Consider the following 11,999-nt stretch of genomic DNA (forward strand, 5'->3'; position numbering starts at 1 on the left):
CCGTGCACTTTTATAAAGCCCCATTGCTGTGCGTTGCACTATGCGAAGGCAAAACTCTAGGGCGAGAGGGATTGGAGAGCTGACGCCCAAGTGCCCGTAAATCGGGGCGTTTGGTCACGCTCGAAGGAATCTGGCACAAACACTGCAATACACCTGGCAGGCCCACCACAAACGCAGTCGAGTGGGCAGCCCGCTTGGTCAACGACGATCGAAACAAGGGCAACATCGGTGGATCAGGCATAGCTGTCTGGGCTCAACACCGCAAAAGAACAGGCAAAGACGCCTGGAACCGCAAGGTTTCAGGCGTTTTTTTTGCTTTTTGAACCGTTTTAGCCAGGTGCTCCTTATGAACTCCAATGTTGCCGCGTTGAACAAATTGCAAACGCTGATCGTGATCGGCAATGGCATGGTTGGCCATCACTGCGTCGAACAGTTGATCGAGAAGGGCGCGCTTGAGCACTACCACATTCATGTGTTCAGCGAAGAGCCGATGCGTGCCTACGATCGTGTGCATCTGTCGGAGTATTTCACCGGTCGCGACGCCGAATCCCTGGCCCTGGGCGATGCCGCGTTGTACCAGACACCCGGCGTGACCCTGCACCTGGGCGTGCCAGTGCTGGAAATCGAGCGTGCCACCCGCCATGTGGTCACCGCACAAGGCGGCATCGCCTACGACAAATTGATCCTGGCCACCGGCTCCTATCCGTTCGTGCCACCGGTGGAAGGTGCCGAGGGCAATTCGCGCCTGGTGTATCGCACCCTCGAAGACCTCGATGCCATCCGCGCCGCAGCCGCCAATGCCCGTCGTGGTGTGGTGGTCGGCGGTGGCCTGTTGGGCCTGGAAGCGGCCAATGCCCTGAAAAGCCTGGGCCTGGAAGCCCATGTGGTGGAATTCGCCCCGCGCCTGATGCCGGTGCAACTGGACGACATGGGTGGTCTTGCACTCAAGGCACAGATCGAACGCCTGGGCGTCGGTGTGCACCTGTCCCGTGCCACGCAGTCGATCAGCGCCGGTGACGAGTATCGCTATCGGATGAATTTCGCCAATGACGAGTTCCTCGAAACCGACCTGATCGTGTTCTCCGCCGGCATCCGTGCGCAAGACGCGCTGGCTCGCCAATGCGCGCTGGAGATCGGCCCGCGCGGCGGCGCCGTGATCGACAACCATTGCCTGAGCAGTGATCCGCACATCTACGCCATCGGTGAATGCGCCTCGTGGAACGGTAGCCTGTTCGGCCTGGTCGCGCCGGGCTACCAGATGGCGCGCAACGTCGCTGCACAGTTGTGCAACGAAGTGGCAGAACCGTTCATGGGCGCCGACATGTCGACCAAGCTCAAGCTGCTGGGTGTCGACGTTGGTTCGATCGGCGACGCCCAGGGCAGCACCCCGGGCTCGCGCAGCTTCCAGTTCGTCGATGAAGCCAGCGCCAGCTATCGCCGGTTGGTGGTGAGTGCCTGCGGCAAGTATGTGATCGGCGCGGTGCTGGTCGGCGACAACAGCTATTACGACACGCTGCTGCAATACGCGCAGAACGCCATCGCCTTGCCCGCGGAACCGGCCGGCCTGATCCTGCCGACCTCCGAAGGCGCGCCGACCCTGGGCCCAGGCGCTTTGCCGGAGTCGGCCACCATCTGTTCGTGCCACAACGTCACCAAGGGCTCGATCTGCTCAGCCATTGACGGCGGCTGCACCGACCTCGGTCTGCTCAAATCGCAAACCAAGGCCTGCACCGGTTGCGGCGGCTGCGCCGGGCTGCTCAAGCAGGTCTTCGAACATGAGCTGATCGCGCGCGGCGTCAGTGTCGACAAGAGCCTGTGCGAACATTTTGCCTACACCCGTCAGGAGTTGTACGCATTGGTGCGGGTGGAAGGGGGGATCAGCTTCGACGAACTGCTGGCCAAGCATGGCCGTGGCCACATTGGCTGCGACATCTGCAAGCCTGCCGTCGGTTCGATCCTCGCGTCCTGCTGGAATCAGCCGATCATGGACGCTTCGCTCGTGCCGTTGCAGGACACCAACGACACCTTCATGGCCAACATGCAGAAGAACGGCACGTATTCGGTGGTGCCGCGCATTCCCGGTGGCGAAATCACCGCCGACAAGCTGATTGCGATTGGCGTGGTGGCGAAGAAATACGACCTCTACACCAAGATCACCGGCGGCCAGCGCATCGACCTGTTCGGCGCGCAGTTGCATGAGTTGCCGGACATCTGGGCCGAGTTGATTGAAGCCGGTTTCGAAACCGGGCATGCCTACGGCAAGTCGACCCGCACGATCAAATCCTGCGTCGGCAGCACCTGGTGCCGCTACGGCGTGCAGGACAGCGTGCAAATGGCCCTGACCCTCGAAGACCGTTACAAAGGCCTGCGCTCGCCGCACAAGCTCAAGTTCGCGGTGTCCGGTTGCACTCGCGAATGCGCCGAAGCGCAGAGCAAGGACGTTGGCGTGATCGCCACTGAGAAGGGCTGGAACCTCTACATCGCTGGCAACGGCGGCATGCGCCCCCGTCACGCCGAGCTGTTCGCCACAGACCTGGACGACGACACCCTGATCCGCTACATCGACCGCTTCCTGATGTTCTACATCCGCACCGCCGACAAGCTGCAACGCACTTCGGTATGGCGCGAAAGCCTGGAAGGCGGCCTGGACTACCTCAAGGACGTGATCATCCACGACAGCCTGGGGCTGGGCGCCGAGCTCGAATCGCAGATGCAACTGGTGGTCGACCGCTACGAATGCGAGTGGGCCAACGCCCTGCAAGACCCGGAAAAACTCAAGCGTTTCCGCACCTTCGTCAACGACAAACGCCCGGACCCGGACATTCACTTTGTCCAGGAACGCGGTCAGCGGCGCCCGATCATGGCCGCCGAACTCAACCTTATCCCGGTCACCGAGGAGACAGTCTGATGAGCCAATTCAATACCCAACGCGTGCAAGCGCTCGACACCTGGCAAACCGTGTGCGGTCAACAGGATCTGGTCAGCAACTCCGGCGTGGTGGTCTGGCTGGACGGTGCCCAGGTGGCGCTGTTCTACCTGCCCGGCGCCGAGGGCAAGACCTTGTACGCCATCGACAACCATGACCCGCAATCCGGGGCCAACGTGATCGGTCGTGGCCTGGTGGGCAGCATCAAGGGTGACCTGGTGGTGGCGTCACCGATCTACAAGCAGCATTTTCGTCTGGAAGACGGCAGTTGCCTGGAGTACCCGCAACAACGCCTGCGCGTCTGGCCGGTGCGGTTGAACGGTGACGCGGTCGAGGTCGGTGTGTACTGATGTTGAAACCCGGGACAGGGCTTACCGGGAAATGATCCCGTGATCGATGGCGTACTTGACCAGCGCCGCCGGCTTGTCGATGTTGAGCTTGCGGCGGATGCTCAGGCGGTGGGTTTCCACGGTGCGTACGCTGATGTCGAGGTCGCGGGCCATTTCCTTGTTGTTCATGCCCTGGACCATTTTGTACAGCACCTGACTTTCACGCGGCGTCAGTTCATTGTCGGTGTTCTTGTCGGCGATCAAGCGTTGGGCGATCTCGGCGCTGTAGAAAGTGCCGCCGCTGGCAATCGCTTCGATCGCGGCGATGATTTCCCGTGACGGGGCGTTTTTCAGCACATAGCCGCTGGCGCCGGAGCGCACGGATTCGCTCACATATTCGTAATTGTCGTACATGCTCAGCACCAGCACTTTCAGCGCCGGGTATTGGCTGCGCAGCAGGCGGGTCAGCTCGAGGCCGTTGATGTCCTGGAGGCCGATGTCCACCAGCAGCAGGTCCGGCTGGCAGCGCCCGACCATCTCGATGGCGTCGGCGCCGTTCTCGGCTTCACCGACCACTTCCAGCGGGGCCATGACGGACAACAGCGCCTTGATGCCGTCGCGGACCAGCGAGTGATCGTCGACCAGTGCGACGCGGATCGGGGAGGGCAGGTTCATCACGGGCATCTCTCTCTTGTTGTCGGGTCAGCGCTTGGCGCCGGGGACTTGCATGGGCAGTAGCACGTCCAGTTCACTTCTTCCGGGCACCGAGATCAGGTCGAATCGTCCGCCGAAATGCTCGACACGCTCACGCATGTTGCGCAAGCCAATCCCGGCCTGGCGCCGCTCGACCTGGGCGACATTGAAGCCGATGCCGTCATCGATGACCGTCAAGCGTATGGATTGTGCCGTGCCGTGCAGGTCGATGGAGACGTTTTTCGCCTGGGCGTGTCGTTCAATGTTGGTCAGGGCCTCCTGGACGATGCGAAACAGCGCCACTGCCGCGCCCTCTACCAGGTCGCAATCGAATTCATTGTCGTTGTAGGTGACGCTCAGGCCACTGCGCTGCTCGAATTCTTCGGCGAGCTGACCGATGGCGGCCGCCAGCCCCAGGGTGTCGAGCAGGGAAGAACGCAGGTCATGGGACAGGCTGCGCACTTCGCCTATCGCTTCGCCGAGACGTTCGGTGGCGTCCTTCAGGATGCCCAGGCCACGGTCCTCGCCTTTTTCCAGGACCAGGCCGGCCAGCTCGAACTGGAACTTGATGGAGACCAGCACCTGGCTGATGCCGTCGTGCAACTCACGGGACACCCGCGAGCGCTCCTCTTCCTGCAAGCTGACGATACGCTGGGTGAGGCGTTGCAGTTTTTTATCCGCCAGCCGGTGCTCGCTGACGTTGAGTGTCATGCCGCTGGCGAACACGAACAACACTGCCACCAGGGCGACGGCGGCAATGGCCAGCATGGTCGTGCGGATACCTTGTGCCACCTCGTCGCGGGCCTGCTGGGTGGCGCGTTCGACGTCTTCCAGGTAAATACCGGTGCCGAGCATCCAGCCCCAGCGATCGAGCATCACCACGTAGGCCAGTTTGTCGGTGACCTGGCCGGAGGAGGGCTTGTTCCAGGCGTAGCGCTGGAAACCTTCGCCCGATTGCGCGCTTTGCAACAGGGCCTGGATCACCGGCAAGCCGTGGGGGTCTTTCATGTCCCACAGATACTGGCCGACCAGTTCCGATTGGCGCGCATGCATCAGGCTGCGGCCCTCGTGGTCGTAGACGAAGAAGTAGCCGTTGATGCCAAAACTGAGCTTGCGCAGATCCTCCAGCACCTGTTGCTGGGCGCGAGCGTCGCCACGGCCCTCGTCGTACAGCGGCGCGATCAGGCTCTTGGCCATTTCCACGTAGTTCTTAAGTTCTGCGCGTTTGCTGGCCAGGATGCTGTCTTCGATCAACTGCGCCTGCTGGTCGCCCAACTGACGGTTGAGCGAAATCACCAACGCGCAGATGACCGCAATCGCCAACACCAACGGCAGGATCCCGAGCGCGACGATTTTGTGTTTGAGCTGCATGGAGACTCCTGCGCGATTTTTTTCTTCTTCTGTAGGAGCGAGCATGCTCGCGATGAACGCAACGACACCGCGGGGTGTCGGGCTCCCAGCGTTATCGTTGACGACCATCGCGAGCATGCTCGCTCCTACAGGGGACCTGCTTCGGGCCGGCATCATAGGCCAAAGAGATGCCCGTGGAGTAGCGCTACCGGGCAGCCGGTCGATACGCGAACCCTGTGGGAGCGGGCTTGCCCGCGATGGCGGTGTGTCAGTCAACACAAGCGGCGGCTGATAGACTGCCATCGCGGGCAAGCCCGCTCCCACAGGGAAGGTCTCTACGTAGTACTACGTAGAGACCGCGTACGTAGTTACGCGGATTTATTTGTAGACGCCATGCGCAGATATTGGGCCAGCTCCGTATTGCGGACACAATTATAAAAATTACCGCCGCAGTCACAAGCTGTCGGCAGGAGACACGCTATGCCCCGTCTGGCTAAACACCTCGCCTGGTTTGCCGTGGCTGTTCTGGGAGCGTTCGCGCTGAGTGTCGTGGCCCTGCGCCGCGGCGAAGCGATCAACGCCCTCTGGATCGTAGTCGCGGCCGTCGCCATTTACCTCGTTGCCTACCGCTACTACAGCCTGTTCATCGCCAACAAGGTGATGCAACTGGACCCCAATCGAGCCACGCCCGCCGTGCTCAACAACGACGGTCTGGACTTTGTTCCAACCAACAAACACGTACTCTTCGGTCACCACTTCGCCGCCATCGCGGGCGCCGGTCCTCTGGTCGGTCCGGTCCTGGCTGCGCAGATGGGCTACCTGCCCGGCGTCTTGTGGCTGATCGCCGGCGTGGTACTGGCCGGTGCGGTGCAGGACTTCATGGTCCTGTTCCTCTCCACTCGCCGCAACGGTCGCTCCCTGGGCGACATGGTCCGTGAGGAAATGGGCCGCATCCCCGGCACCATCGCCCTGTTTGGCTGCTTCCTGATCATGATCATCATCCTCGCGGTGCTGGCGCTGATCGTGGTCAAGGCCCTGGCCGAGAGCCCGTGGGGCATCTTCACCGTCATGGCGACCATCCCGATCGCGATGTTCATGGGTGTCTACATGCGCTACATCCGCCCGGGTCGCATTGGCGAAATCTCGGTGATCGGCGTGCTGTTGCTGCTCGGTTCCATTTGGCTGGGCGGGCAGATTGCTGCCGATCCGGTCTGGGCCAAGGCCTTCACCTTCACCGGGATCCAGATCACGTGGATGCTGATCGGTTACGGTTTTGTCGCTGCGGTTCTGCCGGTGTGGCTGATCCTGGCGCCGCGTGACTACCTCTCCACCTTCCTGAAAATCGGTACCATCGTTGCCCTGGCAATCGGCATCCTGATCACCATGCCCGAGTTGAAAATGCCGGCGTTGACTCAGTTCGTCGACGGCACTGGCCCGGTCTGGAAGGGCGGTCTGTTCCCGTTCCTGTTCATCACCATCGCCTGTGGCGCGGTATCGGGTTTCCATGCGCTGATCGCTTCGGGCACCACGCCCAAGTTGCTGGCCAATGAAAGCCATGCCCGTTACATCGGTTACGGCGGCATGCTGATGGAGTCCTTCGTCGCCATCATGGCCATGGTTGCCGCCTCGGTGATCGAACCGGGCGTGTACTTCGCCATGAACAGCCCGGCAGCCGTCGTCGGTGCCGACGCCGTTTCCGTGGCGCAGACCGTCAGCAGCTGGGGTTTCGTGATTACCCCCGAAGCGCTGCAAGCGGTGGCCAAGGACATCGGTGAAACCACCATCCTGGCCCGTGCCGGCGGTGCGCCGACCCTGGCGGTCGGTATCGCGCAGATCCTGCACCACGTCCTGCCGGGTGAAAACACCATGGCGTTCTGGTACCACTTCGCGATCCTGTTCGAAGCGCTGTTCATCCTGACTGCGGTCGATGCCGGCACCCGTGCCGGGCGCTTCATGCTGCAGGACCTGCTGGGCTCCTTCGTGCCGGCACTGAAACGCACCGAATCCTGGACCGCCAACCTGATCGCCACCGCCGGTTGTGTCGCCATGTGGGGTTACCTGCTGTACCAGGGCGTGATCGACCCGCTGGGTGGCATCAACACCCTGTGGCCGCTGTTTGGTATCTCCAACCAGATGCTGGCCGGTATCGCGCTGATGCTGGCGACCGTCGTGCTGATCAAGATGAAGCGCCAGCGCTATGTGTGGGTGACCCTGTTGCCTGCCGTCTGGTTGCTGATCTGCACCACCACCGCCGGTTTCATCAAGCTGTTCGACGCCAACCCGGCAATCGGCTTCCTGGCGCTGGCCCGGAAATACAGCGACGCCTTGGCCAACGGTCAGGTCCTGGCCCCGGCCAAGAGCATCGACCAGATGCAGCACGTGATCTACAACGCCTACACCAATGCGACGTTGACCGCACTGTTCCTGCTGGTGGTGTTCAGCATCCTGTTCTTCGCCCTCAAGGTTGGCGTCGCCGCCTGGGGCACCAAGGAACGTACGGATAAAGAAGCACCGTTCCAGGCCGTACCGGATGCGTGAGCGAGGAGTGCAGCATGTTCAATGACCTGAGTCGCCTGGGTAAGTACCTTGGGCAAGCTGCACGCCTGATGGTCGGCATGCCCGACTACGACACCTACGTCGAGCACATGCAGACCAAACACCCGGACCAGCCGGTGATGAGCTACGAGGTGTTCTTCCGGGAGCGCCAGGAAGCCCGTTACGGCAGCAAGGCGGGACCGAAGTGTTGTTGAACAAGCAGCCTGGTTGATGCAATACCTGGGTTGATGCGGTACCCCTGTGGGAGCGGGCTTGCCCGCGATGGCAATCTGTCAGTGGCTACTATGTTGGCTGACACACCACCATCGCGGGCAAGCCGAATCGTCGCACCGCCGCTCCCACATTGGTTTCCACAATGGTTCGAAATTCCGGCAACGGCTACGGCAACTCTTCCCACCTGACCTCGGTCAACCCGGCTTCCTCGGCATACACCCTTGGCTGCTCACTGCCGTCGCCATAGAACACACCGATGTCCGCATGCAAACACGCGTAATACCACGCGTCGTCGTCAGTCATGTGCGTGTCCGGCTGGACGAACACTCGACGAGAATCGTTCAAGCGGTAGGTGATTTCAAAATGCCGTGGGCGCATCAACCGTTCTCTTCGGGGGATGTGTGTCCGACAGTGGTGGCCTCGTGCCAGTTCCGTATTATTTGCTTGTGCCCCTCCCTTGGCGCTTTCTTGATTGGCATCAACCGGACCAATCGACGGCTTGGTTAAGCTGCAGCAAGGCCCGACTTGAGCGCCAGACCACCATGCTCTATCCGCTGTTTCTCACCCTGCACCTATTCGCCGCGCTGATCTTCATCGGCACGGTATTCTTCGAGGTGCTGTTTCTGGAAAACATCCGCAAGCGATTGCCGGCCAAGGTGATGCTGCTGGTCGAGGAAGGCGTGGCGCGCCGGGCTCGGCAGTTGATGCCTTGGGTGTTGCTGGTGTTGTTCGGTGCGGGCGTCGGCATGGTGGGGTTGCGTTACCTGCCGGTGCTGGCGGCGCCGCTGGCTTCGTCGTTCGGCACCTTGCTGATGCTGAAAATACTCGCCGCGATCAGTGTGCTCGGGCACTTCGCAACGGCCATGCTGCTGTTCAAGACCGGGCGCATGAAGGCCCGTTACGTGCATTTCATCCACACCAGCGTGTTCTGCCACATGGTGCTCATCGTTTTGCTGGCCAAAGGCATGTTCTACCTGACGTGGTGACCGGTCGTCCGCTCCTTTAAAGACGTGGCCTGCAGCTTGATACAAGTCAAGGAGCGTTGTTCGACAATCCCGGACACTGAAGGCCTGCGACCCGTCTCGGAGACCTGTCATGCTCGATTTCTTTCCAACACCCGGCGAGCCGGTCGCTCGCTGCGATCAGGGCGTACTCGACCCCAACTGTCATTCCGATACCCAGAAATTTCACACTGGGATCGGCTCCCTGGACCTGCTGCGCGCCGTGCGTGTCAGCCGCCAGAAGCGCCGGCCGCTGTCGCTCAACGTGCAATTGCCGTCCAACCTCAAACCGTCCTTTTGCACGCAGTCCGATGCTGTCGGCGAGCAAGGAGCCATCGAGCAGTACTTTGATCATCTGAAACGCGAAATTGACCTGGTCGGTTGCCACCTCAGCCCCGATCAACGGGTCGAGCAGTTCCACCTGGGCGGCGGTACGCCCGGCATCGCCCATCTGCAGCAGTTGATGAATCATTTGCGTCGGCGTTTTCATTTCCTCGAGCATGAGTCCGGCGACTACAGTGCCGAAGTGGACTTGCAGCACACCGACTGGGCGATCATGGGCGCTTTGCGCGAACAGGGCTTCAACCACGTCAGCATCGGCGTGCCGGACATCGACGGCGAGTGCGAGCGCTCGGTGGCCTGCTACCAGAATCCGGCCCCGATCAACTCCCTGATCGACGCCGCGCGCACTTTCGGGTTTCGCTCGGTCAATGTCGACCTGGGCTTTGGCCATGCCTGGCAAACACCAGACAGTTTTGCCCTGAAGCTCAAGACCATCGTCGAACTGGAGCCAGACCGGTTGATGGTGTTCGACTATGCCCGACCTCCGCGCCGCTACCGGCCAATGATCGGCGACAAGGTCCGCGCGTTGTGCAGCCAGGACGACAAGGGCGCGATGCGCCAGATCTGCTTCGAGCAATTGATCGCCGCCGGATACCACTACATCGGCATGGGCCAGTTCGTGCGGCCAGACGATGATTTGGCCATTGCACAGGAACGCGGTCGCCTGCGCCGTACCTGTGACGGTTTCACCCGTCACGGTTTCTGCGATCACATCGGTTTTGGTCTGGGCGCGATCAGCCAGATCGACGACCTGTACACGCAGAACGCCGACGAGATCGCACATTACCAGCGCCACCTGGGCAATAACCAACTGCCGACGTCCCGGGGGTGGCGCTTCGAGACGGGGGAGCAGATCCGTCACACGGTCACGGAACGGCTGGCGTGTGATCTGGAATTGGATATCCGTGCTATCGAACGCCGCTATGGGCTGGTGTTTCCCCGCTATTTCGCCTCGGTCTGGCCGCTGCTCGAGCAATTGAATCGCGACGGCCTGATTGAATTGTCGGATCGTTTTCTCAGTATTCTTCCCGCCGGTCGGCAGGAAGTGGATGTCATCTGCAATCTGTTCGAAAAAGAACTGGGCAGTGCACGGCATTAATCTTTTTGTGAGTGGATGTCATGAAATCTGTGTTCAATCGCGCCCTGGTAGAAAAATACGATCGCCCAGGGCCGCGCTACACCTCCTACCCGACGGCGCCACAGTTTCACCAGGCGTTTGCCGTCGACGACTACCAGCAAGCGGCGCGTGCCAGCAACCAGGCACCAACGCCCAAACCGTTGTCGGTGTATATCCACATCCCGTTCTGCAAAAGCCTTTGTTATTACTGCGCGTGCAACAAGATCATTACCCAGAAAACCCATCGCGCCGTCGAATACCTGACCTACCTCAAGCGTGAAATCGCCATGCAGGCGGCCCTGTTCGACAGCACCCGCAAACTCACGCAGTTGCACCTGGGCGGCGGAACCCCAACCTATTTGACCAGCGAGCAACTGGCCGACCTGATGGCGTGCCTGCACCAGTCCTTCGACATGGACGACAGCGACAACCACGAGTTTTCCATCGAGGTCGATCCGCGCACCATCAGCACCGAACGCATTCAGACCCTGCGCCAGCTCGGTTTCAATCGCCTGAGCTTTGGCGTGCAGGACTTCGATCCGCACGTGCAAGCCGCCGTCAATCGCCAGCAAAGCGAAGAGCAGATTTATGCCTTGGTCGCGGCGGCACGAGAGGCGCACTTCAAATCGATCAGCGTCGACCTGATCTACGGCCTGCCGTTGCAAACAGTGAGCAGTTTTGATGTCACCCTGGGCAAGATCATCGCCTTGCGCCCGGATCGCATTGCCGCCTACAGCTACGCGCACCTACCGGAGATGGTACGCGCGCAACGGCTGATCCGACCCGAGGACATGCCGCCACCGGAACGCAAGCTCGAGCTGCTGGAGCTGACCATTCGCCGCCTGACTGACGCCGGTTACGTCTACATCGGCATGGACCACTTCGCCTTGCCGGATGATGAACTGACCCTGGCCCGTAGCCGCGGCACCTTGCAACGCAACTTCCAGGGTTACTCGACCCATGCCGATTGCGATCTGATCGGCCTGGGCGTGTCGTCGATCGGCAAGGTTGGTGACAGCTACAGCCAGAGCGTCAAGGAGCTTTCGCAGTACTACGCTCGCATCGATCAGGGGTTGCTGCCGGTGCATCGTGGCTATCGCCTGACCGACGATGACGTGTTGCGTCGCGAAGTGATCAGCGATTTGATGTGCCACGGGCGCATCGATTTCGCCAAGTTCGAGGCTCGCCATGGCATCTGCTTCAACGAGTATTTCGCCGATGCGCTGGCGCAACTCGAAGAGCATGTGCGCGACGGTCTGCTGCAAATTCACTCCGACGAACTGGTGCTGTTGTCCCAGGGGCATTTGATGATGCGCAGCGCCGCCATGGCCTTTGATGCCTACTTGGGCGGCGAACAGAAGGGGCGTTTTTCCCGTACCGTTTGAACCCCTGGAGCTTTCTGCGCCGGGGTTTTGGGTTGAGTTGATTTCGGTCAAGGGCATGTGGCTCATTGCTACCTAAGATGGCCGCAA

Annotated in this window: 10 protein-coding genes; 7 read left to right on the plus strand and 3 right to left on the minus strand. The window is 60.9% G+C overall.

Going from position 1 to position 11,999, the window contains the following annotated elements; all coding sequences use genetic code 11:
* Positions 1–346 precede the first annotated feature (346 nt).
* The gene (gene nirB / locus AB4N33_RS05430; RefSeq protein ID WP_476456643.1) at positions 347–2,908 is read left to right on the plus strand and encodes a nitrite reductase large subunit NirB; all 2,562 of its coding nucleotides are present in this window, start codon (positions 347–349) and stop codon (positions 2,906–2,908) included.
* Positions 2,908–3,276 (plus strand): nitrite reductase small subunit NirD, encoded by a 369-nt coding sequence (nirD, locus tag AB4N33_RS05435; RefSeq protein ID WP_010466122.1) that lies wholly within the window; start codon positions 2,908–2,910, stop codon positions 3,274–3,276. The genes nirB and nirD overlap by 1 nt, the downstream gene beginning before the upstream one ends.
* Before the next feature lie 21 nt (positions 3,277–3,297).
* On the opposite strand, the gene AB4N33_RS05440 is transcribed toward nirD, so the two are convergent.
* Both AB4N33_RS05440 and AB4N33_RS05445 read right to left on the minus strand, forming a co-directional pair.
* A complete protein-coding gene (locus tag AB4N33_RS05440; RefSeq protein ID WP_010466120.1) occupies positions 3,298–3,930 on the minus strand; it encodes a response regulator in 633 nt (210 codons plus the stop codon).
* A 27-nt stretch (positions 3,931–3,957) separates the two neighbouring features.
* Positions 3,958–5,319 (minus strand): cache domain-containing protein, encoded by a 1,362-nt coding sequence (locus tag AB4N33_RS05445; protein ID WP_476456644.1) that lies wholly within the window; start codon positions 5,317–5,319, stop codon positions 3,958–3,960.
* 459 nt (positions 5,320–5,778) lie between these two features.
* Here AB4N33_RS05445 and AB4N33_RS05450 point away from each other — a divergent pair, with 459 nt between their 5' ends.
* Both AB4N33_RS05450 and AB4N33_RS05455 read left to right on the plus strand, forming a co-directional pair.
* Positions 5,779–7,836, plus strand: coding sequence for a carbon starvation CstA family protein (locus tag AB4N33_RS05450; RefSeq protein ID WP_476456645.1), 2,058 nt, complete (start codon positions 5,779–5,781; stop codon positions 7,834–7,836).
* Positions 7,837–7,850: 14 nt separating this feature from the next.
* On the plus strand, positions 7,851–8,048 hold the full coding sequence (locus AB4N33_RS05455; protein ID WP_476456646.1) for a YbdD/YjiX family protein: 198 nt from the start codon (positions 7,851–7,853) through the stop codon (positions 8,046–8,048).
* A 184-nt stretch (positions 8,049–8,232) separates the two neighbouring features.
* On the opposite strand, the gene AB4N33_RS05460 is transcribed toward AB4N33_RS05455, so the two are convergent.
* Complete coding sequence (locus tag AB4N33_RS05460; RefSeq protein ID WP_010466110.1) at positions 8,233–8,445, minus strand: DUF6555 family protein; 213 nt, start codon at positions 8,443–8,445, stop codon at positions 8,233–8,235.
* 164 nt (positions 8,446–8,609) lie between these two features.
* Here AB4N33_RS05460 and AB4N33_RS05465 point away from each other — a divergent pair, with 164 nt between their 5' ends.
* The 3 genes from AB4N33_RS05465 (at position 8,610) to hemN (ending at position 11,912) form a co-directional block, all read left to right on the plus strand.
* A complete protein-coding gene (locus AB4N33_RS05465) occupies positions 8,610–9,053 on the plus strand; it encodes a CopD family copper resistance protein (RefSeq protein WP_460123987.1) in 444 nt (147 codons plus the stop codon).
* Positions 9,054–9,162: 109 nt separating this feature from the next.
* Positions 9,163–10,509: an oxygen-independent coproporphyrinogen III oxidase gene (locus AB4N33_RS05470; RefSeq protein ID WP_460123990.1), complete on the plus strand. Its 1,347-nt coding sequence runs from the start codon at positions 9,163–9,165 to the stop codon at positions 10,507–10,509.
* 20 nt (positions 10,510–10,529) lie between these two features.
* Positions 10,530–11,912: an oxygen-independent coproporphyrinogen III oxidase gene (hemN, locus tag AB4N33_RS05475; RefSeq protein ID WP_460123993.1), complete on the plus strand. Its 1,383-nt coding sequence runs from the start codon at positions 10,530–10,532 to the stop codon at positions 11,910–11,912.
* Positions 11,913–11,999 lie beyond the last annotated feature (87 nt).

Source organism: Pseudomonas sp. S1_E05 (assembly GCF_056337105.1).

What these genes read in the sequence shown, in the direction of transcription:
- nirD (WP_010466122.1), top strand. Translation starts at nt 2,908, where the DNA reads ATGAGCCAATTCAATACCCAACGCGTGCAAGCGCTCGACACCTGGCAA.
- AB4N33_RS05445 (WP_476456644.1), bottom strand. Translation starts at nt 5,319, where the DNA reads ATGCAGCTCAAACACAAAATCGTCGCGCTCGGGATCCTGCCGTTGGTG.
- AB4N33_RS05465 (WP_460123987.1), top strand. Translation starts at nt 8,610, where the DNA reads ATGCTCTATCCGCTGTTTCTCACCCTGCACCTATTCGCCGCGCTGATC.
- AB4N33_RS05470 (WP_460123990.1), top strand. Translation starts at nt 9,163, where the DNA reads ATGCTCGATTTCTTTCCAACACCCGGCGAGCCGGTCGCTCGCTGCGAT.
- AB4N33_RS05460 (WP_010466110.1), bottom strand. Translation starts at nt 8,445, where the DNA reads ATGCGCCCACGGCATTTTGAAATCACCTACCGCTTGAACGATTCTCGT.
- AB4N33_RS05440 (WP_010466120.1), bottom strand. Translation starts at nt 3,930, where the DNA reads ATGAACCTGCCCTCCCCGATCCGCGTCGCACTGGTCGACGATCACTCG.
- nirB (WP_476456643.1), top strand. Translation starts at nt 347, where the DNA reads ATGAACTCCAATGTTGCCGCGTTGAACAAATTGCAAACGCTGATCGTG.
- AB4N33_RS05455 (WP_476456646.1), top strand. Translation starts at nt 7,851, where the DNA reads ATGTTCAATGACCTGAGTCGCCTGGGTAAGTACCTTGGGCAAGCTGCA.
- hemN (WP_460123993.1), top strand. Translation starts at nt 10,530, where the DNA reads ATGAAATCTGTGTTCAATCGCGCCCTGGTAGAAAAATACGATCGCCCA.
- AB4N33_RS05450 (WP_476456645.1), top strand. Translation starts at nt 5,779, where the DNA reads ATGCCCCGTCTGGCTAAACACCTCGCCTGGTTTGCCGTGGCTGTTCTG.